Source organism: Streptomyces sp. NPDC048825 (assembly GCF_043198355.1).
GTDB classification, from domain to species: Bacteria; Actinomycetota; Actinomycetes; order Streptomycetales; family Streptomycetaceae; genus Streptomyces; species Streptomyces xiangluensis.
This window is the reverse complement of the sequence record NZ_JBICUR010000002.1, coordinates 484774-508201: the sequence shown is the minus strand read 5'-3', so window position 1 is coordinate 508201 and position 23428 is coordinate 484774. Positions and strand designations below refer to the sequence as shown.

At 70.8% G+C, this 23428-nt stretch carries 24 protein-coding genes; 14 read left to right on the top strand and 10 right to left on the bottom strand.

What is annotated here, in order from left to right:
• Positions 1-65: 65 nt before the first annotated feature.
• The gene (locus ACGFNK_RS07755) at positions 66-971 is read right to left on the bottom strand and encodes an NADP-dependent oxidoreductase (protein WP_393412952.1); all 906 of its coding nucleotides are present in this window, start codon (positions 969-971) and stop codon (positions 66-68) included.
• A gap of 876 nt (positions 972-1847) precedes the next feature.
• On the opposite strand from ACGFNK_RS07755, the gene ACGFNK_RS07750 reads away from it, so the two are divergent.
• The 7 genes from ACGFNK_RS07750 to ACGFNK_RS07720 all read left to right on the top strand — a co-directional run bounded on the left by ACGFNK_RS07750 (position 1848) and on the right by ACGFNK_RS07720 (position 9611).
• Entirely contained in the window at positions 1848-2783 is a 936-nt protein-coding gene (locus ACGFNK_RS07750; RefSeq protein ID WP_393412950.1) for an alpha/beta hydrolase, read from the top strand.
• Positions 2784-2940: 157 nt separating this feature from the next.
• Positions 2941-4089, top strand: coding sequence for an acyltransferase (locus ACGFNK_RS07745; RefSeq protein WP_393413289.1), 1149 nt, complete (start codon positions 2941-2943; stop codon positions 4087-4089).
• A 10-nt stretch (positions 4090-4099) separates the two neighbouring features.
• The gene (locus ACGFNK_RS07740; RefSeq protein ID WP_393412948.1) at positions 4100-5482 is read left to right on the top strand and encodes a sensor histidine kinase; all 1383 of its coding nucleotides are present in this window, start codon (positions 4100-4102) and stop codon (positions 5480-5482) included.
• On the top strand, positions 5479-6153 hold the full coding sequence (locus ACGFNK_RS07735) for a response regulator (RefSeq protein WP_386342585.1): 675 nt from the start codon (positions 5479-5481) through the stop codon (positions 6151-6153). Before ACGFNK_RS07740 ends, ACGFNK_RS07735 begins: the two co-directional genes overlap by 4 nt.
• 102 nt (positions 6154-6255) lie before the next feature.
• Positions 6256-7608: a sensor histidine kinase gene (locus tag ACGFNK_RS07730; RefSeq protein ID WP_393412946.1), complete on the top strand. Its 1353-nt coding sequence runs from the start codon at positions 6256-6258 to the stop codon at positions 7606-7608.
• Complete coding sequence (locus ACGFNK_RS07725; protein ID WP_393412944.1) at positions 7605-8270, top strand: response regulator; 666 nt, start codon at positions 7605-7607, stop codon at positions 8268-8270. The genes ACGFNK_RS07730 and ACGFNK_RS07725 overlap by 4 nt, the downstream gene beginning before the upstream one ends.
• Positions 8271-8378: 108 nt before the next feature.
• Positions 8379-9611, top strand: a complete 1233-nt coding sequence (locus ACGFNK_RS07720) for a cytochrome P450 (protein WP_393412942.1) — start codon at positions 8379-8381, stop codon at positions 9609-9611.
• On the opposite strand, the gene ACGFNK_RS07715 is transcribed toward ACGFNK_RS07720, so the two are convergent.
• From ACGFNK_RS07715 to ACGFNK_RS07705, 3 genes are all read right to left on the bottom strand, one after another.
• Positions 9594-9770 carry a hypothetical protein gene (locus ACGFNK_RS07715; protein WP_393412940.1) on the bottom strand — a complete coding sequence of 59 codons (177 nt, stop codon included), beginning with the start codon at positions 9768-9770 and terminating at the stop codon, positions 9594-9596. The two genes, ACGFNK_RS07720 and ACGFNK_RS07715, sit on opposite strands and share 18 nt — an antisense overlap.
• 236 nt (positions 9771-10006) lie before the next feature.
• A complete protein-coding gene (locus ACGFNK_RS07710) occupies positions 10007-11620 on the bottom strand; it encodes an ABC transporter permease (protein WP_393412938.1) in 1614 nt (537 codons plus the stop codon).
• Positions 11617-12567, bottom strand: coding sequence for an ATP-binding cassette domain-containing protein (locus tag ACGFNK_RS07705; protein WP_393412936.1), 951 nt, complete (start codon positions 12565-12567; stop codon positions 11617-11619). Before ACGFNK_RS07705 ends, ACGFNK_RS07710 begins: the two co-directional genes overlap by 4 nt.
• 124 nt (positions 12568-12691) lie before the next feature.
• Between ACGFNK_RS07705 and ACGFNK_RS07700 the strand changes: the two genes are divergently transcribed.
• Complete coding sequence (locus tag ACGFNK_RS07700; RefSeq protein WP_393412934.1) at positions 12692-13189, top strand: GbsR/MarR family transcriptional regulator; 498 nt, start codon at positions 12692-12694, stop codon at positions 13187-13189.
• Positions 13190-13207: 18 nt separating this feature from the next.
• Here the strand turns inward: ACGFNK_RS07700 and ACGFNK_RS07695 are convergent, their stop codons facing one another.
• Entirely contained in the window at positions 13208-14101 is an 894-nt protein-coding gene (locus ACGFNK_RS07695; RefSeq protein WP_393412932.1) for a diacylglycerol kinase, read from the bottom strand.
• Positions 14102-14288: 187 nt separating this feature from the next.
• Here ACGFNK_RS07695 and ACGFNK_RS07690 point away from each other — a divergent pair, with 187 nt between their 5' ends.
• Both ACGFNK_RS07690 and ACGFNK_RS07685 read left to right on the top strand, forming a co-directional pair.
• On the top strand, positions 14289-15572 hold the full coding sequence (locus tag ACGFNK_RS07690) for an adenylosuccinate synthase (protein WP_393412930.1): 1284 nt from the start codon (positions 14289-14291) through the stop codon (positions 15570-15572).
• Between the two features lie 208 nt (positions 15573-15780).
• Positions 15781-16077, top strand: a complete 297-nt coding sequence (locus ACGFNK_RS07685; RefSeq protein WP_393412928.1) for a DUF3303 family protein — start codon at positions 15781-15783, stop codon at positions 16075-16077.
• A gap of 7 nt (positions 16078-16084) precedes the next feature.
• Here ACGFNK_RS07685 and ACGFNK_RS07680 read toward each other — a convergent pair whose 3' ends face one another.
• The 3 genes from ACGFNK_RS07680 to ACGFNK_RS07670 all read right to left on the bottom strand — a co-directional run bounded on the left by ACGFNK_RS07680 (position 16085) and on the right by ACGFNK_RS07670 (position 18341).
• Positions 16085-16735: a hypothetical protein gene (locus ACGFNK_RS07680; RefSeq protein WP_386342596.1), complete on the bottom strand. Its 651-nt coding sequence runs from the start codon at positions 16733-16735 to the stop codon at positions 16085-16087.
• Between the two features lie 82 nt (positions 16736-16817).
• The gene (locus ACGFNK_RS07675) at positions 16818-17543 is read right to left on the bottom strand and encodes a GntR family transcriptional regulator (RefSeq protein ID WP_393412926.1); all 726 of its coding nucleotides are present in this window, start codon (positions 17541-17543) and stop codon (positions 16818-16820) included.
• Positions 17544-17756: 213 nt separating this feature from the next.
• Positions 17757-18341 (bottom strand): hypothetical protein, encoded by a 585-nt coding sequence (locus ACGFNK_RS07670; RefSeq protein WP_393412924.1) that lies wholly within the window; start codon positions 18339-18341, stop codon positions 17757-17759.
• A gap of 125 nt (positions 18342-18466) precedes the next feature.
• Between ACGFNK_RS07670 and ACGFNK_RS07665 the strand changes: the two genes are divergently transcribed.
• Both ACGFNK_RS07665 and ACGFNK_RS07660 read left to right on the top strand, forming a co-directional pair.
• Positions 18467-19156: a response regulator transcription factor gene (locus ACGFNK_RS07665; RefSeq protein ID WP_393412922.1), complete on the top strand. Its 690-nt coding sequence runs from the start codon at positions 18467-18469 to the stop codon at positions 19154-19156.
• Positions 19153-20502 (top strand): sensor histidine kinase, encoded by a 1350-nt coding sequence (locus ACGFNK_RS07660; RefSeq protein WP_393412920.1) that lies wholly within the window; start codon positions 19153-19155, stop codon positions 20500-20502. Before ACGFNK_RS07665 ends, ACGFNK_RS07660 begins: the two co-directional genes overlap by 4 nt.
• A 63-nt stretch (positions 20503-20565) precedes the next feature.
• On the opposite strand, the gene ACGFNK_RS07655 is transcribed toward ACGFNK_RS07660, so the two are convergent.
• Complete coding sequence (locus tag ACGFNK_RS07655) at positions 20566-21378, bottom strand: VTC domain-containing protein (protein WP_393412918.1); 813 nt, start codon at positions 21376-21378, stop codon at positions 20566-20568.
• An 86-nt stretch (positions 21379-21464) separates the two neighbouring features.
• Positions 21465-22151, bottom strand: coding sequence for a DUF4956 domain-containing protein (locus tag ACGFNK_RS07650; protein WP_393412916.1), 687 nt, complete (start codon positions 22149-22151; stop codon positions 21465-21467).
• A 170-nt stretch (positions 22152-22321) separates the two neighbouring features.
• On the opposite strand from ACGFNK_RS07650, the gene ACGFNK_RS07645 reads away from it, so the two are divergent.
• Together ACGFNK_RS07645 and ACGFNK_RS07640 are read left to right on the top strand one after the other, a co-directional pair.
• Positions 22322-22936 (top strand): type 1 glutamine amidotransferase family protein, encoded by a 615-nt coding sequence (locus ACGFNK_RS07645; RefSeq protein WP_393412914.1) that lies wholly within the window; start codon positions 22322-22324, stop codon positions 22934-22936.
• Positions 22933-23400, top strand: a complete 468-nt coding sequence (locus ACGFNK_RS07640; protein WP_393412912.1) for a MarR family winged helix-turn-helix transcriptional regulator — start codon at positions 22933-22935, stop codon at positions 23398-23400. Before ACGFNK_RS07645 ends, ACGFNK_RS07640 begins: the two co-directional genes overlap by 4 nt.
• Positions 23401-23428: the final 28 nt, after the last annotated feature.

Sequence of the window (23428 nt, the reverse complement as noted above, 5' to 3'; positions counted from 1 at the left end):
GGTGCGGTGACGAGCAGGTGCTGATCGGGAAAGCGGGGGCGTGGCGGAAGGAGAGGCGGGCGTGATCAGTCGAGGGTGAGGACGAGCTTGCCCCGGACATGCCCGGCGTCGCTGACCTGCTGGGCCGTGGCGGCCCGGGCGAGCGGGTAGGCGGTGACGGTGGTGACGACCTTGCCGGCCGCGGCATCCTGCGCCAGGGCGGCCAGGCGGGCGGCCGATGCCTCCGCGGGGCCGCTGGCGAAGGTGATGCCGAGCTGCTGCGCGCGGAAGTCGGCGATGGTGACGATGCGCTCGGTGCCGCCCCGCAGGGTTATGGAGTCCTCGAGGGCTCCCTTCCCGGCCAGGTCGAACACCGCGTCCACGCCGTCGGGGGCGAGCGCCCGGACCCGCTCGACCAGGCCCTCGCCGTAAACGGTCGCGGTGGCGCCGAGCGAGGCGAGGTATTCCTGGTTGGCGGGGCCGGCGGTGCCGATGACACGGGCTCCGCGGGCCGCGGCGAGCTGGACCGCCAGGGTTCCGACCCCTCCGGCCGCGCCGTGCATCAGCACGGTCTCCCCGGCGGTGACGCCCAGCAGGTTCAGGACCCGCTCGGCCGTCTCGCCCGCCACCGGCAGCGCGACCGCGTGCTGCCAGTCGAGGTCGGCGGGCTTGGGGGCCACGATGGTGGCCAGCGCGTACTCGGCGTACGAGCCGGTGTCCGACCAGCCCAGCACCTCGTCACCCACCTGCACGTCCCGCACACCCTCACCCAGGGCGTCCACCACGCCGGCGAGCTCGCGACCGGGGACGGCGGGGAGCGGCGTCGGGAACAGCGCCTCCAGCGCCCCGGAGCGGATCTTGCCGTCCAGCGCGTTCAGCCCGGCCGCCTTGACGCGGACGCGGACCTGGCCGGGGCCGGGCTGCGGGACCTCGATGTCCGCCTCGCGCAGCACTTCCGTGCCACCGAAACGGTCGAACAGGATGGCTTTCATGACGACTCCTCTCGTGTCGCCACCCACTTAGGTGGCTGGACACATAACCAACGTAACACAAACATGTGGCTAGCCAAGTATTTGCTGCCGCTCGGCCTGCGCGAGATCGGCCCCGGTCGCGTCGGTCTACTCGAGGTGGTGGTCGATGCGGGAAGTGCCTGCCGGAGCACGCCTTGCACTCAGGCGCCGAGAGGGCGGCGCATCCAGGCGGTGCGGGCCGTGAGGGCGCGGCGGTGGACAGGACCGCTGTAGGGGCGGTGCCGTCGAACATGTGGAAGCCGCCGGCCCAGACGCGCAGCCCGGCCTGGACGCCGCAGGCCCCCAAGCGGGAGGCGCGGGCGACGTCCTCGTCGCGGAGGACCTCGGCGACGCCGACGTCGATGAAGGCCGCGGGCGGGCCGGACGGATCGGTGGCCCGGGGGCTGCGTCCTTCCCGGTCCTTCGCCTTGCTCCGGTTCAGCCGCCCGGTGCTACCCGTAGTACCTGAGAGCTACGTCCCAGGTGAGCTCCCTGGCGGGACGCCGACCACGAGGCCGCGTCCGTAACTTCCTTTCCAGTGAGGCCCGATGAGCGGGTCGGCGAGCTGGGAGTGGGGGCACGGGCGTCATGGGGGTGCGGGGGAGGCTGAGGCTGCCGGAGCCTGGAGCGAGGCCGGATTCGGCGGCGGGGGCGGAGGAGGAGGCGACTGGGTCGGCTCGTTCGGCTGGTCCGGATGCTGGTTCTGCTCGGGCGCGTCGGTCGGGGCGGCTCGGGCGGCGCGCCCGGCTGTCGCGCGGTCTGCTCGCCGCGCTGGTCACCGCCGCCGTCGTCGTTCCCATATCGGCCGCTGCCGCACACCCGGAGATCCCGGCCCCCGCACCGGCCCGCCTCACGGCGGTGACCCCGGCCAACCTGGATGAGGCGTACGCCGCGAACCGAGCGAACGCCGCCGAGGCCGCCCGCATGGCTGCCGACCACGGCGACCACGGCCGCGCGGCAGCGGTTCGCTCGATGGCGGACCCCGGTCGGCACTTCCTCTCCTTCGACGCCCGCGGCTCCGGCCGCGCGGTCGAGATCTTCGGCGACCTGGCGAGAGCCGAGCGTGTGGCCGTACTCGTGCCCGGCTCCGACACGAACCTGGACACGTACGAGCGCTTCCGCGCAGGTGCCGACGCCTTGCACAAACGGCTCGGCATACGTGGCGCGGTCGTCGCCTGGCTCGGCTATGAGACGCCCGGAACCATAAGCCCCGAGGTCCTCACCATGGGGCGTGCGAAGGATGCGGCGCCTGAACTGCGAGGTTTCATACGGGAGTTGGAGGCCTTGAATCCGCGGGCCCGGGTCTCCCTCCTGTGCCACTCGTACGGAACCGTCGCATGTGCAGAGGCGGCCGAGAGCGCGTTCCGGGCCGCCGGTTCCGTACGGTCCGCCGGATCCGTCGGGTCCGCAGGGTCCGCAGGGTCCGCTGGGCCCACCGGTTTATCCGGTGCCTCGCGTGCCGCAAGCGGCGAGGGCGACCTCGACGTCTCTGACATCGCACTCTTCGGCAGCCCCGGAACCGGTGCCGACTCCGTCGCCGGGCTGCACACGGACGCCCGAGTCTGGGCGGGCCGAGGCGCCGGCGACTGGATCGCGGACGTCCCGCACGCCAAGGCCGACCTCTTCGGCACCACCGTCGGTTTCGGCACCGACCCCGTGTCGCCGGACTTCGGCGCGCGCGTCTTCGCGGCGGGCGACGGCGGCCACAGCGACTACCTCAAGCCGGGCTCGGTGTCCCTGGACAACCTGGCTCGGATCGTGCTCGGCGAGACTTCGGAGGTGACCCGTGCGTGAGCTGAAGTTGAGGGGGAGGGTGGGGGAGGGGGAGGGCCCCCCAAAGGGCTCCACAAGGAATGCTGCCCAGCCAGGCCTTTCGCAGAGCACCACAAGCCCCCGCCCCCGCCCCCTCCTCCAGGAAGCCCTCCACCGCCTCCGCCGAGCCACCCACCAGATCGACGCCGCGACCCCGCCCCACCGCGACCGCTCCCTCGACGCCCTGCGCGCCTTCGCGATACTCGGCATAGTGCTCGGCCACTGGCTGGTCACGGCGCTGGTCGCGGACGGCGGCGCACTGCGTACGTCGAGCCCGCTGGCGTATATGCCATGGCTGGCGCCGGTCTCCTGGGTCTTCCAGACACTCGCGGTGTTCTTCCTGGTGGGCGGGCATGTGGCGAGCAGGAGTTACGAGTCGGCGCGGGCCCGTGGCACGACGTACGGGAAGTGGCTGCGTACGCGGCTGTCGCGCCTCTTCGGGCCGGTTGCCGCCGTGCTGGGCCTGTGGACGGTGGCCGCGGTCTGTCTGCTCCTGACGGGGACGGGCATGTCGACGGTGCATGCGTTGCTGAAGCTCGTCCTGTCGCCCCTGTGGTTCCTGCTGGTCTTCGCGGGGCTGACGGCGCTGACGCCGCTGGTGGCGCGGGTCAACCCGCTGTGGCCGCTGGCCGTCGTCCTCCATGTGGACCTCATACGCTTCGGTTTCGGCGGTCCGGCCTGGCTCGGCTGGATCAATGTGGCGGCGGGCTGGCTCGTCCCGTACACGCTGGGCGCGGCCTGGATGCGGGGTGAGCTGACCCGGCGTTCCGGGTGGGTGCTGCTGATCGGCGGTGCGGCGATGACCGCGCTGCTCATCGCGTGGGCCGGTTACCCGGCGTCGATGGTCGGCGTCCCCGGCTCCGCGGTCTCCAACCTCAACCCGCCGACCCTGGCGGCCGTCACCTTCGGTGTGGCCCAGTGCGGTCTGGCGTTGCTGCTCCGGGAGTCGTTGCGCCGGGCGATGCGGCGGCCCGTGGCGTGGGCGGCGGTGGCGTTCGTAAACCTCTCCGCGATGACGATCTTCCTGTGGCACCAGACGGCGCTGATGTCGGTCACCGCCTCGGGCCTGTTCGCGGGCCGTCTCCCGGGACTGCACACCACCCCCGACAATTTCGCGTGGGTCCTGGCCCGCCTCGCCTGGCTCCCGGTCTTCGCCCTCGCCCTCATGGTGTGCTGGGCCGCCTTTCGCTCCTACGAACAGGGGCACCGCCGTCGCGGTGGGCGCCTGTCGCGCGTGGTCCACGTACACCGTGGCAGGGCGGCGTCGAAGGGAGTTCGTCGTGCATAGAGTTGTGCGGATGAGCGCGGTGGAGAAGCGGCTGGTGCGGGGACTGCGCGTGCTGCGCGAGGATCTGTGGACCGGGAAAGCGGATCCGTTGCCGCCCTCGGTGTGGTTGCGCTGGCTGCCGCATGGGCTGGTGGTTCTGGTCGCGTTCGGCACCACCGTCGCCAACGGGGACCAGTTCGGTGACGGCTACAACCTGGGTACGGAGTACGCCCTGGTGTGCGCGCTGGCCCAGGGGGCCGCGGTGGCGATGGCGCTGCGGTGGCCGGTCCCGGCGTGGCAGCTGTCGATGGTGGTCACGGTCGTGGTGGCCATGGGGGCCCGCACTCAACTGCTCGCCGATCACACCGCGTTCAACAGCCCCTGGCCGTGGGGCCCGCCCGGTCTGGTCGCGCACGCCATGGTGCTGTTCCTGCTCGCGCTGCGGGTACCCACCCGCGTCGCCGCCGAGGCCCTGATCCTGACCGCGCTGGTGACGTGGGTGGTGCAGGGTCTCATCGGTGCCGCGAACTACTCGTCGACGGGCACGCTGGCCGTGGCCGTGTTCGGCGGAGTCGTCCTCCTCGGCAGCGCCCAGCGCGGTCGCCGTGAAGCCCGCACCCAGCTCGTCGAGCAGGCCGGTATCACCGCCGAGGAGCGCGCCCGCCGTACGGTCCTGGAGGAGCGCAATCGCATAGCCCGCGAGCTGCACGACGTGGTCGCCCACCACATGTCGGTCATCTCCATCCAGGCGCAAGTCGCCCCTCACCTGGTCGAGAACCCTTCCGACGAGCTCAGGGAGAACCTCGACGGCATCCGGCAGAACGCACTGGAGGCGCTCACCGAACTGCGCCGCGTCCTGGGCGTACTGCGCTCGGAGAACCCCGAGGACCCGTACGGCCTCGGCGCTCCCGGTACCGGAGCGGCCCCTGACGCCCCGCAGCCCACCCTCGACCGCCTCGACGTGCTCGTCGAGAACACGCGTGCCGCCGGTCTGAAGGTGAACACCGAGATCAGCGGCGAGGCGCTTCCGCTGCCGCCGGGTGTGGAGCTGTCCGCGTACCGGATCATCCAGGAGGCGCTGAGCAACGCGCTGCGGCATGCGCCCGGTTCGGAGGTGCTCGTGGAGCTCACGCACTTCCCGCGCGGTCTGCAGATCCGGGTCGCCAACTCCGCGCCCCGGCGCCCTGCTCCGCCGTCCCCGGGCGCGGGACACGGTCTTCTCGGTATGCGGGAGCGTGCGGCGATGCTGGGTGGCACCCTCATGGCGACGGAGACGTCCTGCGGCGGCTTCACGGTGGCGGCCTTCCTGCCCCGCGCCGGAACCGCCACCCTCGACGCCTCCGCTCACGACGACTTCACGCCCGACCACCTCACCTCCGACAACTCCACAGACTCCCCAGGAGAACGACCATGACGAGCGGCACCATCCGCGTACTCATCGCCGACGACCAGCAGATGGTCCGGCAGGGCTTCTCGGTGCTGCTCAACACCCAGCCCGACATCGATGTGATCGGCCAGGCGGTCGACGGCCTGGACGCGGTCGCCCAGGTCGCCGAACTCGCCCCGGATGTCGTCCTGATGGACATCCGCATGCCCGAACTCGGCGGCATCGAGGCCACCCGCCGCATCGTCGGCAAGACACCGCAGATCAAGGTTCTGGTGCTGACCACGTTCGATCTCGACGAGTACGTGTATGACGCGCTGCGCGCGGGTGCCTCCGGGTTTCTGCTGAAGGACGCGTCCGCGGACAAGCTGGCGGAGGCGGTCAGGGTGGTCGCGGCGGGGGACGCGCTGCTCGCGCCCGGGATCACGAGACGCCTGATCGCCCGGTTCTCCCAGCTCGACGGGGCTCCCCGCGCCCCGCTCAAGGAGCGCGTCGGTGAGCTGACGGAGCGTGAGACGGAGGTCCTTGCCCTGATCGCGCAGGGTCTGTCGAACGCCGAGATCGCCGAGCGGCTGGTGGTCGCCGAGCAGACGGTGAAGACCCATGTGGGCCGGATCCTGGTGAAGTTGGGGCTGCGGGACCGGACGCAGGCGGCGGTGTTCGCGTACGAGTCGGGTCTGGTACGGCCCTCCGGGTACTGATCGTGGAGGTCAGGGGGCTACCCGTAGTACCTGAGGCGGATGTCGAAGAACCCTTCTCACTGGTGACGACCGCGACCCTGGTGCCCACTTACCGTTTTGTACGTGACCGAGACGACCCAGACGCACTCGACGCCCTCGCAGGGCGGAGACAAGCCGCACAGTCCTGAGTACCGGCTGGCCGTGGACGCCCTGCGCGGGCTGCGGCAGGACCTGTTCCAGGACGCGTTCGCCTACCGCCCGCTGCCGCGCATGAGCGTGGACGGCCCGATCGCCCGGCGGCTGCCCGGGCGCCTTCGGGAGTACGCGGGGTGGGCCCCGCACGCCGCGGTGGCGTTCGCCGGCGTCCTGGCGTGGCTCATCGCGGACACCAAGAACGACGCAGGGGATTTCGGGGGACTGCTCACCGGCCTCCTCTCGCTGACCGCGGTCCTGCTGACCCTCGTCAGGCCGGCCGGCGCCTTCTGGGTCTCCTGCGCGGTGACACCGATCTCCGCGGCGCTCGGCAGCACCTGGGGCGAGTGGCCGTGGCTGCCCGGCGCTTTCGCCACTCACCTGGTGGTCCTCACGGTCGTGGCGATCCGCACGCGGCCCCGCACCGCCTTGTGGATGTGGGCTCTGACGGCGGTCTACGGGATCTTCGCCGTGGGTCTCTTCGGGGGTGGCTACGGCGGCAGCAACACTCCGGCGATGCTGGTGACCTCAGGCATGGTCCTCCTGGTCGTGGCCGTCCGCCAGATACGCAACGCGGCCGAGCGGGAGGTCACCGCCCAGCAGACCGTCACAGCGCACGAACGTTCCAAGCGCACTCTCCTCGAAGAGCGCACCACCATCGCCCGCGAGTTGCACGACGTGGTCGCCCATCACATGTCGGTGGTCGCGATCCAGGCGGAGGCCGCGCCGTACCGGGTGGAGAACCCGCCGCCGGAACTGGAGCACGCGTTCGCGGTGATACGGGAGAACGCGGTGATCGCGCTCTCCGAACTGCGCCGGGTTCTCGGCGTCGTACGTGCGGAGGACTACGAGGCTCCCGATGCCCCGCAGCCGACCCTCGCCGACCTGGACGGGCTGCTGGCCAATGTGCGCGACGCGGGCCTGACCGTCGAGAAGGTGGTCACCGGCGCGGTGCGCGAACTCCCGCAGGGCATCGAGCTGTCCGCGTACCGAATAGTCCAGGAGGCGCTCAGCAACAGCCTGCGGCATGCGCCGGGCGCCTCGGCCCGCGTCGAGATCGGCTATGTGCTGGGCGGCCTCGGGCTCAGGATCGTCAACGGACCGGCCACCGGGCTGGTGAAGCCCTCGCCCGGCGCGGGGCACGGGATCACGGGGATGCGGGAGCGGGTGACGATGCTGAATGGCGAAATGACGGCGGCCGCGACGGACGACGGGGGGTACGAGGTGACGGTCTTCCTGCCGGTGCCCGTCTTGGACGCGGAGGACACGGGGGACTCCGTATGACCATTCGGGTGCTGATCGCCGATGACCAGATGATGGTCCGCGAAGGGTTCTCGGTGCTGCTCGGCGCGATGCCGGACATCGAGGTCGTCGGTGAGGCGGTCAACGGGCGGGATGCGGTGGACCGGGTGCGGGAGCTGGCTCCCGACGTGGTCCTGATGGACATCCGTATGCCCGAACTCAACGGTATCGACGCGACCCGGGAGATAGTCGCCGCGGACGGCGGGGCCAAGGTGCTGGTGCTGACCACGTTCGATCTCGACGAGTACGTGTATCAGGCGCTGCGCGCCGGAGCGTCGGGCTTCCTCCTGAAGGACGCCTCGGCCCGCCAACTCGCGGACGGCGTAAGGGTGGTGGCGGCCGGGGAGGCCCTGCTAGCGCCCTCCGTCACCAGGCGGTTGATCACGGAGTTCTCGAAGCTGTCGGAGGCCCCGCGGCTGTCGGCCACTGCGCGGGCGGCGTACGGCGATCTGACCGAGCGGGAGACGGAGGTGCTGGTGCTCATCGCCCAGGGGCTGTCCAACGGTGAGATGGCCGAGCGTCTCGTGGTCGCCGAGTCGACGATCAAGACCCATGTGAGCCGGATCCTGGTGAAGCTGGGCCTGCGGGACCGGACCCAGGCGGCGGTGTTCGCGTACGAGGCGAGACTGGTCACGCCGGGGTGAGGAGGAGGCGGCCCAGGGATGAGGGTGTGTGCCGTTCAGAGGCGGGCGTGCCGTTCCAGGGTGGGGGCGGCTCTGGCGGGCCGAGAGGCGGCAGGTTAGCGTCCCGACATGGCAGACCTTTCCGACTCCGACCGTGCCCTCGACGCGTTCGACCCCTGGGATCCCGGGTTCGTCGCCGATCCCTACCCCGCGTATGCCGAGCTGCGTGCCCGGGGGCGGGTGCACTATTTCGAGCCCACGAACCAGTGGCTCGTGCCGCGTCATGCGGATGTGTCGGCCTTGCTCAGGGACCGGCGGCTGGGGCGGACGTATCAGCACCGGTTCACGCATGAGGACTTCGGGCGGACGGCGCCGCCGGCCGAGCATGAGCCGTTTCATGTGCTCAACGATCACGGCATGCTCGATCTGGAGCCGCCGGACCACACGCGGATCCGGCGCCTGGTGTCGAAGGCGTTCACGCCGCGCACGGTCGAGGGGCTGCGCCCGTATGTCCACAAGCTGGCGAACGAGCTGGTCGCGGGCCTTGTCGCGGACGGCGGGGGCGATCTGCTGACGGCGGTCGCCGAGCCGCTGCCGGTCGCTGTGATCGCCGAAATGCTGGGTATCCCGGAGTCCGACCGGGCACCGCTGCGGCCCTGGTCGGCGGACATCTGCGGGATGTACGAGCTGAACCCCTCGCAGGAGACGGCGGCGAAGGCGGTTCGGGCGTCGGTCGAGTTCACCGAGTATCTGCGGGAGTTGATCGCGGTTCGGCGCAAGGAGCCGGGGGACGATCTGATCTCGGGCCTGATCGTGGCGTACGAAGAGGGCGACCGGCTGACCGAGCAGGAGATGATCTCGACCTGCGTCCTGCTCCTCAACGCGGGGCACGAGGCGACGGTGAACGCCACGGTCAACGGCTGGTGGGCGCTGTTCCGCAACCCCGACCAGCTGGCCTCTCTGCGCTCCGACCGCGGACTGTTGTCCACGGCTGTGGAAGAGCTGATGCGCTACGACACCCCGCTCCAGCTCTTCGAGCGCTGGGTGCTGGACGAGATCGAGATCGACGGCACGGTGATCCCGCGGGGGAGCGAGGTGGCGCTGCTCTTCGGCTCCGCCAACCACGACCCGGCGGTGTTCACCCGGCCCGAGGAACTCGATCTCGCCCGGCAGGAGAACCCGCACATCTCGTTCAGCGCGGGGATCCACTACTGCATCGGCGCACCCCTGGCCCGTATCGAACTGGCCGCGTCCCTGGGCGCGTTGCTCGATCAGGCACCGACGCTCCGCCTGTCCGCCGAGCCCGAGCGCAAGCCGAACTTCGTCATCCGCGGCCTGGAGGAGCTACTCGTGGAACTCTGACTCCGTGGCCGTGGCCGTGGCCCGGCGGCGTCTGCGCACCAGGCGTATCAGCAAAGCACAGGCGAGCGCGGGGAGGGCGGCTCCGGCTGCCACGACGAGCGGCAGCTCGGTGAGCAGCACGCTGTAGTCCGTGCCCTCACCCTCGAACCCGTCGCCCATATGCCGTTGTGTACGTTCCGATGAGGCCCAGACGAGCGCCGCCACCGACGCCCCGGCCGCCGCAAGCACACATCCCCCACAGGACGCCGCGCTTTCCCCTCGCTCCATGCCCACATGGGACGCGCCTCGCGCACCACGGGTTCCCGGTGCAAGGGGACCCCGGTGCCAGGGGATCCCGTACAGGCCCTGGGCTAAGTCACGAGCCCAGGGGATCCGTACGTCCCTGCCGACCACCGTCACGTACTCATGTCCCGTCGCCGCAGCGCCGCCAGCCCTCCCGCGACCAGCGCGACCGCGATCGCCGTCAGGACCAGTACCGGTGTCCAGGCCATCTCGCCTCCCGGCAGCTTCGGAAGGTGCCCGAAGGGGGACACGTCCAGCACAGCCGGAGGAAGATCGAGCGCCGGGCCGATCCAGCCGATGAGGAGGACCGCTCCCGCGACCGCCCAGGCCGCCACGGCCACGCGCGCCGAGACGCCGTGCAGCAGGACCGCGAGGCCGCCGATGGTCCAGATCGCGGGGAGTTGGACGAGGCAGGCGACGAGGATGGGACCGAGCTCGTGGCCGTAGCCGACGGCGAAGCCGAGGCCGCTGAGGAGCATGATCAGGGCGGCTCCGCCGAAGGCGATCAGCAGGTGGCCCGAGGCCCAGCGCAGCCGGCCGACCGCGTTCGCCAGGATCGGTTCGGCCCGCTGCGAGGTCTCCTCGCCGTGCAGCCGCAGCACCGACGCGACGATGTAGAGGGCGGCGATCAGGCCCATGATGCCGATCATCGAGGCGAGGAACGCGTCGGTCAGACCGGACTGCCCGCCCATCCGCTGGAAGATCTCGCGGGCGTTGTCGTTGTCGCCGACCAGGTCCGCCGCTCCTTCCGTCATCGCGCCATAGACGACTCCGGCGAGGAAGAAGCCGATGCTCCAGCCGAGCACACTGCCCCGCTGAAGTCGCCACGCCAGCGCGCCGGCCGTCGCGAGCCTGCCTTCCGCCGGTCCCGGCCGGGTCGGCAGGAAGCTCATCCCGACGTCACGCCGCCCGGCCAGCTCGTACGCGATCGCGCCCTGGATCACGGCGGCCCCCGCGAAAAGCAGCAGCACCCACCACCGCTCCTGCCCGTACGGGCGCAGGTTCTCCAGCCAGCCGCTCGGCGAGAGCCAAGTGAGCACCGAGGAACCGTCGTCCGCCGCCGAGTCGCCCGCCGCGCGCAGCACGAACGCCGCGCCGAGCACTGCCGAGGTCAGCCCCCGTGCCAGCCGTGCGCTCTCCGTGAGCTGGACGACGATCGCGGCCATCGTGGCGAACACCATCCCGACCCCGGCGATCCCGAGCCCGAACGCCAGCGCCCCGACGCCCCCTTGGCCCGCGAGCCCGCCCGCGACGATCAGGGCGAGTACGCCATTGGCGACCGCGGCCGCCAGCAGGGCCGCGGTCAGCGGGGCGCGCCGCCCCACCATCGCCGACGAGATGAGTTCCTGGCGCCCGCTCTCCTCCTCGTCGCGGGTGTGCCGTACGACGACGAGCAGGCTCATGACTGCCGCGAGCAGCCCGGCGAAGACGCCGACGCGCCAGGCGGTGAGCCCGCCGATCGAGTCGTCGAAGATCGGTCCGACCATGGCGCGCAGCGAGGTGTTCGTCTCCATCTGCCGGACCAGATCGGCCCGTTCGGCCGCCGTACCGTACAAGCCCTCGAGGCTGTTCGGCATGGACAGCACCATCAGGGCGTTCACGGCGATCCACACGGGGATCATGACCCGGTCGCGCCGCAGCGCGAACCTCAACAGCGTGCCCGTACCCGCCAGTTGACGTCCCTCGCCGACCCGGGGTGCGAACCTTCCAGCCGTGACGGCAGTCATCGCGCCATCGCCTCGTCTTCGCTGCTGCCGTTGCTTCCCCTGCTATCGCCGCGTACGTCCTCCTGGTAGTGCCTCAGGAACAGTTCCTCCAGCGTCGGCGGCGTCGAGGTCAGCGACCGTACGCCCGAGTCGGTGAGCGAACGCAGCACCGCGTCCAGCTTGTCGCTCTCGACCTGGAGCTTTACGCGCTTTCCCTGAATGTCGAGATCGTGCACGCCCGGAAGGCGGGAGAGCCCGTTGGGTGCGCCCGCGAGTTCGGCGGTGACGCTCGTACGGGTCAGATGGCGCAGCTCGGCGAGTGATCCGCTCTCCACCGTGACGCCCTTGCGGATGATGCTGACGCGGTCGCAGAGTTCCTCGACCTCGCTGAGGATGTGCGAGGACAGCAGGATCGTGCGGCCCCGCTCCCGCTCCTCCTCCACGCACCGCTGGAAGACCTCCTCCATCAGCGGGTCGAGGCCGGAGGTCGGCTCGTCCAGGATCAGCAGGTCGACGTCCGAGGCGAAGGCGGCGACGAGGGCGACCTTCTGGCGGTTGCCCTTGGAGTACGTGCGTCCCTTCTTCGTCGGGTCGAGCTCGAACCGCTCGATCAGGTCGGCCCGCCGCGCCTTGTCGAGTCCTCCACGCAGCCGCCCGTACAGGTCGATGACCTCGCCCCCGGACAGGTTGCGCCAGAGCGTCACGTCGCCGGGGACGTACGCGACCTGGCGGTGCAGTTCCACCGCGTCGGTCCAGGGGTCCCGCCCGAGTACCTGCGCGGCGCCGGCGTCGGCGCGCAGCAGGCCCAGCAGGACGCGGATGGTGGTGGACTTCCCGGCGCCGTTGGGGCCGAGGAAGCCGTGGACTTCGCCGGTCTCGACGTCCAGGTCGAGGCCGTCCAGCGCATGAGTCTTGCCGAACGACTTGTGCAGGCCGGATACCTCAATGGCACAGTTTGCCCTCGTCATGATTTTGAACTTACGCTAGTTTCACAAATTTATGAAGTTAAGGAAGCGTTAAAACCGGCGTCTAGAATCGACAACGGCGCACAGACAGCGCTGAGCCGCGCTGAGCAGGGAAGAGGATCGAGAGATGAGCGAACCGGGTGCGGCGGGGCGGGACCCGGAGGCGGTGTCGAAGTTCGTCGAGAGCTTCGCCGCGCAGTTGGTCGAGGCCGGGATGCAGCGCATGGCGGCCCGGGTGTTCGCGGCGCTGCTCGCCTCCGACTCCGGGGCGATGACCTCCGTCGAACTCGGCGAGCAACTGCAGATCAGCCCGGCCGCCGTCTCCGGAGCGGTGCGCTATCTCGCGCAGCAGCACATGGTCTCGCGCGAGCGTGAACCCGGCTCCCGGCGCGAGCGGTACCGCGTACACAGCAACCAGTGGTACGAGGCGATCACCAACCGGGACGCGGTGCTCAAGCGCTGGGAGTACACCTTGCGGGAGGGCGTCGACGGCCTTGGCCCCGAGACCCCCGCCGGCCGCCGGCTCGCCGAGACCCTGGCCTTCTTCGAGTTCCTCGAGGGCGAGCTCGTCATGTTGATGGACCGCTGGCGGATCCACCGGGAAGAGCGCTTCGGCGCCGGCTGACCGCGGCAAGCGTGCCGCTCACGGCACCGGCAACGTCAGCCCCCACGCCCCCTCCCGCACCGTCCACGTCCGTGTCCGAACCGGCCCCGACACCAGCGCGTCCGCTCGGTACCGGAAGTGAGCGCCCGACACGGTGACCGTGCTGCCCCGGGCCATGAGCGGTGAGGCCTCCGCGCCCACCGACACCGGACGTACCTGGACCTCGGCCACGCCCGCGTCTCCCGGCGCCACCGACACGCCCTCCACCGGCTGGTCCAGATCCACCACCGTCACCCCGTCGACCTCGACCCGCAGCCGGGACGGCCCGGAGCTGCCGTTCGCGGAAGTGGTCCGGGGCGGGCGTACGGGCACCAGCGTGCGGACGAGGGACTGGCACGTACGCAGCCAGGGATGGGGGGACGCCGCCGGCTCCGTTTCGGATTCCGGCGCCGCGTCCTCCTCGTTCCACTCGTCCGTCCCCGCCCCACTCGGCATGGCGAGCGGCGGTATCCGCAGTGAGCCCAGTACCACCCCGTCGCTGTCGTCGACGAGCAGGTCCAGCCGCCGCTCGACCCCGTCCAGCACCGCCCGAGCCCCCGCCACCGCACCCGTGGGCACCCCCAGCGACCGTACGAGCGACAGCGCGCCGCCCACCGGTACGACCGACAGCGCACATCCAGCCAGCTCCCGATGCCGGTGCAAAACGGACACCGCCCGCAGTAGGGCACGGTCGTCCCCCACCACAACGGGCCGCCGGGACCCTCGCCGGCGCAGTGCCCTGGCGAATTCCTCGGGCCCGTCGGGGAGGCATACTTTCGTGCTCGCACCCGCGCTGAGCACGTCTTTCGCGATCCGTACCGCCTCACCGTCATGGCGACGGGCGACTGGGTCGATGACCACCAGGAGCTGGTCGGAAGCCGCCACCTCGGTCATGCCTCGCTTCCTCGGGTAGCATCTTTGTGCAAGAGCCCCTTGCGCTATTGCGCCAGGGGCTTCGTCTATTCCGGGGCATCCGGTCCGACGGGTCGCGGCCAACGAAGGTCGCCGGTGTACGCCGCACAAGCCGTGCAGCGTACGTCCCTGACCTTGGACATGCCCCACCCGGAAGGGGTGTACGCCTGTGCCCGCACTTGTGCTGCTCGGTGCTCAGTGGGGTGACGAAGGCAAGGGAAAGGCCACCGACCTGCTCGGTGGATCCGTGGACTACGTGGTGCGCTACCAGGGCGGCAACAACGCCGGCCACACGGTGGTCGTGGGCGATCAGAAGTACGCCCTGCATCTCCTCCCTTCCGGAATCCTCTCGCCCGGATGCACGCCGGTCATTGGTAACGGTGTCGTCGTCGACCCGTCGGTCCTGCTCTCCGAGCTGAGCGGTCTGAACGAGCGAGGCGTCGACACGTCCAAGCTGCTGATCAGCGGAAACGCTCACATCATCACGCCGTACAACGTCACCGTCGACAAGGTGACGGAACGCTTCCTCGGGAAGCGGAAGATCGGCACGACCGGCCGTGGCATCGGACCGACGTACTCGGACAAGATCAACCGTGTCGGCATCCGCGTCCAGGACCTGTACGACGAGTCGATCCTGACCCAGAAGGTCGAGGCGGCCCTCGACATCAAGAACCAGATCCTGACCAAGCTGTACAACCGCCGCGCGATCGCCGTCAGCCAGGTCGTCGAGGAACTGCTGGGTTACGCCGCGCAGATCGAGCAGTACGTCGCCGACACGGTCCTGGTCCTCAACCAGGCCCTGGAGGCCGACAAGGTGGTCCTCTTCGAGGGCGGCCAGGGCACGCTCCTGGACATCGACCACGGCACGTACCCGTTCGTGACCTCGTCGAACCCGACCGCGGGCGGCGCCTGCACGGGTGCGGGCGTCGGCCCGACGAAGATCAGCCGGGTCATCGGCATCCTGAAGGCCTACACGACCCGCGTCGGCGCGGGCCCGTTCCCCACGGAGCTCTTCGACGAGGACGGCGAGGCGCTGCGCCGCATCGGCCACGAGCGCGGTGTCACCACCGGCCGCGACCGCCGCTGCGGCTGGTTCGACGCGGTCATCGCCCGCTACGCGACCCGCGTCAACGGCCTCACCGACTTCTTCCTCACCAAGCTCGACGTCCTGACCGGCTGGGAGCAGATCCCGGTCTGCGTGGCGTACGAGATCGACGGCAAGCGAGTCGAGGAACTCCCGTACTCCCAGACCGACTTCCACCACGCGAAGCCGGTCTACGAGATGCTCCCCGGCTGGTCGGAGGACATCAGCAAGGCCAAGACGTTCGCGGACCTTCCGAAGAACGCGCAGGACTACGTCAAGGCGCTGGAGGAGATGTCGGGGGCACCGATCTCGGCGATCGGCGTGGGCCCGGGGCGGGACGAGACGATCGAGATCAACTCGTTCATCTAGTACGGCAGTTCATGCACGTGTAGTACGGCATTTCATGCACGTGGTGAGGGGCGCCCGGCTGGGCGCCCCTCACTTGTGTCCGGACAGGCTGCGGCTCTGCGAGTCCGGCTGCGCCGCATGGTCCACATGCCTCATCTTCGTCCACGGAACATACTGGACAAAAGCTGAGAAGTTGACCAGCTCGAATCCCCGAGGAGAGGTGCGTGCGATGCGCGTCATGCTCAAGGCGACCCTGGACACCGAGAAGTCGAGCGAGGCCATCCGGCAGGGCAAGCTGCCGGAGCTGATCAAGGGGACCATGGACAGGATCAAGCCGGAGGCTGCCTACTTCCTGCCCGACGAAGGGCAGCGCTCCTGCGTGTTCGTCTTCGACATGCAGGACAGCTCGGACTTGCCGCCGCTCGCCGAGCCCTTCTTCATGGAACTCGGCGCCAAGGTCGAGGTACTCCCGGTCATGAACCTCGACGACCTGCAGGCGGGGTTGTCGGCTCTCGGGCGGCAGTAAGTCCCCGTCAGCTGAAGACGATCATCGAGCCCTGGGCCAGGCTGCGTGTCGCCGCAGCGTGCAGGCCGAGCCACACATGGCGCTCGCGGGCGAAGGGGCTCGAGTCGAAGGGGGCGGGGGCCGCCGGTTCCTCCAATGACGTGGGGGCCATGGGGGGTTCCGGGGGCAGAGGCGGGTTCGCGGGGTCGATGCCGATCGACGGGGCCACGAACTCCAGCTCGCGCAGCAGGGTCTGGGAGGAGCCCAAAGGGCCGCCGCCCGCGAGGAGTTCGTCGTTCGAGAGCGGGTGCGGGAAGTCGACGGGGACGTACGCGCCCGCGTGGTCGTAGTGCCAGACCAGGTGCGACTGCTGGGCGGTCCCCTCGAACATCTCCAGCAACTGTTCGTAATCGCCGCCCAGTTCGTCCACCGGTGTCACGGCGAGCTGGCAGACCTGAAGCAGGTACGCGCGCCGCAGGAAGTGCAGCGCGTCGTAGTCGAAGCCGGCGACGGGGGCCACGTCGCCGGACAGCCCCGGCATGTACTGGTAAACCGGCACCGGCGGGAGTCCGGCCTCGCCCAGCACCTTGTCGTAGAGCGCGAGTTCCTCGGCGAAGGGATTGTCGGGGGTGTGGCACAACACGTCGACGAGTGGGACCAGCCACAGGTCACAGGCCAACAGATGACTCCTCGGATAGCGCGATGGTCAAAGCAGCGTAATGGGTGGCAAGCGCGGTCAGCCCCTGTCGCGCGAAACCCGCTCATCCCGCCGCCAGCCGTTCGATGAGCGCGAGTGAGTGCGCGTTGTACGCGGTGACGATCTCGTGCGCCGCATCGGCGTCGCGGCGTGCGAGGGCGTCCACGAGCGCGGTGTGCTCGGCCCAGAGCCGGCCGCGCAGATCCACCGTACGCAGGTACTGGACGGCGCACACCCAGGACTGGACGCGCAGCCGGTGCAGGAAGTCGGCGAGGTAGGGGTTGCCGAAGAGATTGCTGAGCTCACGCCAGAAGCGCAGGTCGTAGCCGATCAGGATGTTCAGGTCACCGGCCGCGGCGGCCCGCTCGGCCTCCTCCCCCCGGCGGCGCACTCCGGCGAGGACGGTGGCGGTGCGCGGATCGTCGGCGCGCGCTTCCAGGGCGGCGCGGGCGGCCCGGCTGATGTCGGACTTCTCGTCCAGGTACCGGTGGAACAGGCCGTCCGTGACCAGACCGCGGGCCTCGATCATGCCCCGGTAGTCGGCGAGCGAGTACTCGTGCACATGGAAACCACGGTGCTGGTCCGCCTCCAGCAGACCCTGCGCCGACAGATCGACCAGTGCCTCGCGGACGGGGGTCGCGGAGACGCCGTACTGCTCGGCGATCTCCTTCACCGTGAACTCCTGGCCCGGCTGGAGACGCCCGGCCAGCACCTCGTCACGCAGCGCGTCCGCGATCTGCTGCCGCAGCGTGCTGCGCGTCACGGCGCCGTTGCCGCCGGTGCCGGGCATGGTCCAGGTCCTCCCCGATCGGGTCAGTACTCGCTCATATCTACGAGCACGTCACCATACGCGTTCGGGTTCGCGGTCCCCGGGGGCGCATTGAGGCATACGGCGCCCCCAGGGCCGTACGCCTCCATCGTGCTGCACGGAGTGCTCGACCGCGACCAACAGCGCCTCGTCCAGGGGGGGCGTCCCGCGGGTGCCTCACGTCGGTCGTCGGTGTCAGTCGTCGGTGTCGGTGTCCGTGTCGGGCACGCGCTGGGCCCTCGGCCCGTCGGCCATGCACGTGATCTCGTACGTGAGGTCGTCCGCGTCCTCGGAGGTCGGCTCCGCCTCCAGGCGGGCCACCGGGGCAGGCCCACGCGCGACATCCTCGTCGAACTGGTAACCGTCGGCCGGGCTCCAGGAGACGAGGAACACGCTCCCGTCGGCACGGCACTCGGCAGTGGCGCTGCCGCCGGCGAAGCGCACCGTGTCCGTCCGGGGCGCGTAGGGGGACGTGGTCGCCCGCGGGGTGGCGGTGGCGGTCGGGGCGGCGCTGGGGGAATCAGGGGGCGCGGCGGAACTCGGGGCGGTCTTGGAACCGTCGGCCGTTCCGGAACCGTGAGATGTTCCGGAACCGGACGCACCCGGCCCCGGGCCCCGCGCGCCCTCCGCGAGCGCGCGCCGCACCGCCGCGTCGTCCAGGGCCCGTCCGTGCGCGCCGCCGTCCCCGTCCGCGCTCGCCAGCTGCCAGGCACCGAGCCCGGCCGCGCCCGTGCCGACGGCGACCCACACCGCGGTCACGACCGCGCTCCGCCACCTCATGAGAACCGTCCCATGGAACGAGCTTCGCGCATCCATTCCTAAGACGCGGTTAAGGCGCGGACAAGGAAAAGCCCCGCACCCCGCCCGCGGGCATCCCGGAGCAACTCCCTGGCTACGGTGGCCGCATGGCCCATCTGCTCGTTGTGGAGGACGATCCGGCGCTGCGCGGCGCCCTGGTGCGCGCACTGCGGGACAGGGGCCATGCCGTCGCGACGGCGCCGGACGGCATGGCAGGGCTCGACGCGGCGGTGACCAGCCCGCCCGACCTGGTCGTGCTGGACCTGGGGCTGCCGGACGTGGACGGCGGCCAGGTACTGCGGATGCTGCGGGCCGTCAGTGACGTGCCAGTGATCGTGGCGACGGCACGCGACGAGGAGCCGGAGATGGTCACGCTCCTGGAGAGCGGCGCGGACGACTACATCGTGAAGCCGTTCGGCGCGGCGCAACTGGACGCCCGGATCAAGGCGGTACTGCGCCGCCTGGGACCGCCCGAGGCGGAGGAACCGCTGCGGGTGGGCGGCCTCGTCGTGGACCCGGTGTCCCGCGAGGTCACCCTCGACGGCCGGCCCCTGGACCTCACGCCCCGCGAGTTCGACCTCCTCACCCACCTGGCCCGCCGGCCGGGCCAGGTGGTGTCCCGCCGCGAACTCCTCGCCGAGGTCTGGCAGCAGCCCTTGGGCGGCGCCGACAAGACGGTCGACGTCCATCTGTCATGGCTGAGAAGAAAGTTGGGGGAGACGGCTCAGACGCCGCGCTACCTGCACACGGTGCGAACGGTCGGCGTCAAGCTGACGGCACCGGAGGCCGGCCAGTGAGACGGCGGTTGCTGCTGCTCACCGGAGCCACCACCGCGCTCGTGCTGGCCGCACTGCTGGTGCCGCTCACCCTGCTCACCCGCAGCCACGCCGCGGACCGGGCGACCGCGGAGGCGACCGCGCGGGCACAGTGGGTGGCGGCCGCCGCCGGGCCCGCGCTCGCCGCGGGCGCGGGCGGCCGGGAGAGCGCCGAGCAGGCCGTGCAGAGTGTGAACGGGCCGGGGCTGCCGGGCATTTCGCTCGTGCTGGCGGACGGCACCGTCATCGGCGGGCGGGCCCGGGTGACGGACGCGGTGCGGCTCGCGCGGACCGGGCGGGCGTTCACATACGAGCCGCCGGACGGCGGGCGGGTCGTCCTCGTGCCGGTACAGGGGGCCGCCGACGGTACGGCTGTGGTTCAAGCGACGCTCGCCAGGGGGCAGTTGTACGACGGCGTCCTCACGTCCTGGCTCGTGCTGGCGGGTATCGGCGTCGGGCTCGTCCTGCTGGGGTTGCTGCTCGCCGACCGGCTGGGCGCGCGGCTCGTCGGCGCGACCCGCTCACTGGCCCGCACCGCGGACCGGTTGGCCGCCGGTGATCTGTCGGCGCGCGCCGAACCCGAGGGCCCGCCCGAACTCCGGCTGGTCGCCGGGCAGCTGAACCGGCTCGCCGCCCGCATCGACGACCTCCTCACCGCGGAACGCGAGAACGCCGCCGACCTCGCACACCGCCTCCGTACCCCTGTTGCCGCCCTCCGCCTGGACGCCGAGACCCTGCGCGATCCGGCCGAGGCCGAGCGCATCGCCTCGAGCGTGGCCGCGCTGCAACGCGGCGTCGACGACGTCATTCGTACGGCCCGGCGTCCCCTCCGGGAGGCCGCGCCCCGTGCCGACCTGGCCACCGTCGCACGGGAACGTGCCGCGTTCTGGCTGCCGTTGGCGGAGGACCAGGACCGTACGGTGGAGATCGGCACTCCCTCCGGGCCGCTGCCGGTCGCCGTCTCAGCCGACGAACTCGCCGCCGCCCTCGACGCATTGATCGGCAACGTCCTCGACCACACGCCCCAGGGCACCCCCTTCCGCGTCACGGCGCGCGCCACTCCCGAGGGACCGGAACTCCTCGTCGCGGACGAGGGTCCGGGCTTCCCCGGCGCCCACGCAACCGAGCGCGGCAGCAGCGGCGCGGGCTCCACCGGTCTGGGCCTGGACATCGCCCGCCGCACCGCGGAGGAGTCGGGTGGCCGCTTCCGTACGGAGAACGTCCCTGGAGCACAGGTGACGCTGACGTTCCCGACGGTCGGGGAGACGGAGTCGTCCGGGAGCGTGGACCGGAACGGGCCTGGGGACCGTAACGGGTGTGGGCCGTAAGGGGTCTGGGGACGACGACCGCTGAGCGGTCGTCCGCCTCGTCCGCCTCGTCGTCCGCCTCGGTCACCCCCGCGGAACCGCCTCCCGATCCCGCGGAAACACCGATCGCACCGCCCTCCCCCAGGCGTTCATCCCCAACTCCGGCCGCAGAACCGCCAATCCCGCGCTGTACTTCGTGAACCCGGCCGGCCGCAGGCCGTACCCGTGGAGAAGACGGTCCGCCTCCGTCAGGTGCCCCCGGGTCTTCGTCTCGACGAGGACGACCCCCTCCGAGGCGGCGGCCGTGCGGCCGGTCGCCGGGTCGCGGACCAGCAGCCCGGCGTCGCACGTCACCCGCTCCCCGCCGGCGGTGAACGTCACGCGCCGGTAGTCCGTCACCAGGGAGGGCACGAGACCGGACGGGGCCTCGATGCCGTACGAGCGCCTGAGAACGTCGGCCAGGAACCGGCCCCGCGTGCCATCCAGCGGCAGGTCACCGTCGGCCATCCGCTGCCGGTGCTTCACCGTCTCGCCACGCCCGCTCTTGAGTTTGATCTCGAACTGCCGCTCCCCGCTGTCCTGATAGACCCGCTCCCGCACCCGGAAACGCAGCCGCCGCTCCTGCCGGTGGTCGTGGAACGTACGCAGTCCAGGGGTGTCGTAATACGTGGAGCGGTACAGGAAGCGGCGCAGTCCGTCGATGGCCAGCACCCGGAAAGGGCCTCCCGCACGCCGCGGATCGGTCAGCCGCGCCGCGAAGTCCTCGAAGGCGGCGACGGGTACGACGTAGCTGTTGTCGTGCCGGGCCAGCAGCTCGGCGCGGGCGTTCAGCTCGGCCAGCGACACAGTGTGCGCGGCGAGCGCGGCCCGACCGAGGGCCAACTCGGCGGCGCTCAAAGCGTCAGCGCCAGTCCTACCGAGGCCTGCCGCACGGGCGCCTGCCGCACCGGCGCCTGTCGTACGACCGCCTGTCGCGCCGGCGCTCATCGCGCCGGCCCATTGACCGCCGTCGCGGTGACGGCTACCCGCGCGCAGTTCCCGGCAGCGGCCGGCTCCCACGCGATGTCCGCCGCCCCATCGGACCCCGGCCGCCCCGGCCGCGCCTGCGGCTCCCGGTACCTCACGTCCACGACCATCAGGTCACGCACGTAGTCCACCTCCTGGACCGTCCATCGAAGCGGCTCCCCGAGCCGCCGTGCGAGGTCGGCGCGGAGCGCGCCCGTGTCGCGATGCACCACGTCGAGCGTGACGACGGCGCGGCGCTCCCGCGCGTACAGCCGGGGATGGTCGGCGACGTACATGACGAGCAGCAGGATGCCCGCGAGGCCCGCGGCCACGCCGAGGCCCAGCCCGGGCAGCCCGCACAGCAAGCCGAGGACCAGGGTCGTGAAGTAGTACGCGACCTCCTGGTGCTGCACCGCGTCCGACCGGAGCCGGACGATCGACAACACCCCGAACAGCCCGAAGCCGAGCGCAAGTCCGCCGTCGTTGCCCACGCTGCCGAGCGCGGCGACGACCGCGAACAGCGCCACGTTCAGCGCGACGTACGCCGGCACCAGCTCCCGTCGGCGGTGCCGTGGATGGAAGACGCCGAATGTCAGCAGCGTGACGGCCAGGAGATCGAGGCCGAGGTGGGTGGCGATCAGTCCGAGATTCTCTGTGCTGTCCATGCCGACGACGCTAGGGAGCGAGCGGTTAAGCGGACCGCCGACGAAGGTTAAGGAGCACCTGCACTTGACAGCATGCTGCTTATTTGACAGCATACTGACATCGACGGAACGAGCCCCAACCAAACAACACCGGCAGTTTCGGCTTACGGCGCATGCCAGGAGGCAAGACCATGACCAGCTCGACACCCCGCAAGCCCGTCCACCTCGCCGTCTACGACACCTTCGCCGACTGGGAGACCGGTCATGCGACCGCGTATCTCGCGCGTGCCGGGTACGAGGTCCGTACGGTGGGCCCCGACCGTGAGCTCGTGAAGACCATCGGCGGCGTACGCATCCAGCCGGATCTCGTCCTCTCCGACCTTCGCCCCGAGGACAGCTCCCTGCTGATCCTCACCGGCGCCGGTCTCTGGGAGACGGGCGACGAGCTCGTGCCCTTCGCGCGCATGGCGCGCGCCTTCCTCGACGCTGGCGTCCCCGTCGCCGCGATCTGCGGGGCGACGGCCGGGCTGGCCCGAGAGGGCCTGCTCGACGACCGCAAGCACACCAGCGCCGTGTCCTTCTATCTGGCCGCCACCGGATACAAGGGCGGCGAGCGGTACGTCGACGCCGACGCCGTGACCGACGGGAAGCTGATCACCGCCGGGCCCACCGAACCCGTCGCCTTCGCCCGCGAGGTGTTCCGGCTGCTCGGCGTGTACGAGGGTGACGTGCTGGACGCCTGGTACCGGCTGTTCCACGACTCGGACCCGGAGGCGTACGCCGTCCTCGAGGCGGCCGGTCAGTGAGCCGCGAGCGTCAGGATCTGCTCAGCCGCAGCGCCCTCGGCGTCTTCCGGCTCAACGGTCAATTCCTGTCCGTGGCAGAGGAGTTGGCCCGGCCCGCCGGACTGACCGCCGCCTGGTGGCAGGTCCTCGGAGCCGTACTGACCGAACCTCTCCCCGTCTCCGGGATCGCCCGCGCGATGGGTATCACCCGGCAGAGCGTGCAACGGATCGCCGACCTCCTCGTGGAGCGAGGCCTCGCCGAGTACGCACCCAACCCCGCCCACCGCCGCGCCAAGCTGCTCACTCCGACCGAGGACGGCCGCGCCGCCATAGCGAAGATCCACCCCGGCCACGCGGCCCTCGCCGACCGCCTCGCGGACGTCCTCACGGACGAAGGCTTCGCCGAGACCGTACGTGTGTTGGAACGCCTGTCACAGGCGCTCGACCAGGTCTCGTCGCCTGCGTCGGCTGTTACGGACCTGTAGAGACCGCCCGACGTTCTTACCCGTATGT

Excerpts from the sequence above, each read along its gene's own strand:
- ACGFNK_RS07755 (WP_393412952.1), bottom strand. The coding sequence starts at position 971 with ATGAAAGCCATCCTGTTCGACCGTTTCGGTGGCACGGAAGTGCTGCGC.
- ACGFNK_RS07740 (WP_393412948.1), top strand. The coding sequence starts at position 4,100 with ATGAGCGCGGTGGAGAAGCGGCTGGTGCGGGGACTGCGCGTGCTGCGC.
- ACGFNK_RS07735 (WP_386342585.1), top strand. The coding sequence starts at position 5,479 with ATGACGAGCGGCACCATCCGCGTACTCATCGCCGACGACCAGCAGATG.
- ACGFNK_RS07725 (WP_393412944.1), top strand. The coding sequence starts at position 7,605 with ATGACCATTCGGGTGCTGATCGCCGATGACCAGATGATGGTCCGCGAA.
- ACGFNK_RS07720 (WP_393412942.1), top strand. The coding sequence starts at position 8,379 with ATGGCAGACCTTTCCGACTCCGACCGTGCCCTCGACGCGTTCGACCCC.
- ACGFNK_RS07715 (WP_393412940.1), bottom strand. The coding sequence starts at position 9,770 with ATGGGCGACGGGTTCGAGGGTGAGGGCACGGACTACAGCGTGCTGCTC.
- ACGFNK_RS07710 (WP_393412938.1), bottom strand. The coding sequence starts at position 11,620 with ATGACTGCCGTCACGGCTGGAAGGTTCGCACCCCGGGTCGGCGAGGGA.
- ACGFNK_RS07705 (WP_393412936.1), bottom strand. The coding sequence starts at position 12,567 with ATGACGAGGGCAAACTGTGCCATTGAGGTATCCGGCCTGCACAAGTCG.
- ACGFNK_RS07700 (WP_393412934.1), top strand. The coding sequence starts at position 12,692 with ATGAGCGAACCGGGTGCGGCGGGGCGGGACCCGGAGGCGGTGTCGAAG.
- ACGFNK_RS07695 (WP_393412932.1), bottom strand. The coding sequence starts at position 14,101 with ATGACCGAGGTGGCGGCTTCCGACCAGCTCCTGGTGGTCATCGACCCA.
- ACGFNK_RS07685 (WP_393412928.1), top strand. The coding sequence starts at position 15,781 with ATGCGCGTCATGCTCAAGGCGACCCTGGACACCGAGAAGTCGAGCGAG.
- ACGFNK_RS07675 (WP_393412926.1), bottom strand. The coding sequence starts at position 17,543 with ATGCCCGGCACCGGCGGCAACGGCGCCGTGACGCGCAGCACGCTGCGG.
- ACGFNK_RS07670 (WP_393412924.1), bottom strand. The coding sequence starts at position 18,341 with ATGAGGTGGCGGAGCGCGGTCGTGACCGCGGTGTGGGTCGCCGTCGGC.
- ACGFNK_RS07665 (WP_393412922.1), top strand. The coding sequence starts at position 18,467 with ATGGCCCATCTGCTCGTTGTGGAGGACGATCCGGCGCTGCGCGGCGCC.
- ACGFNK_RS07650 (WP_393412916.1), bottom strand. The coding sequence starts at position 22,151 with ATGGACAGCACAGAGAATCTCGGACTGATCGCCACCCACCTCGGCCTC.
- ACGFNK_RS07645 (WP_393412914.1), top strand. The coding sequence starts at position 22,322 with ATGACCAGCTCGACACCCCGCAAGCCCGTCCACCTCGCCGTCTACGAC.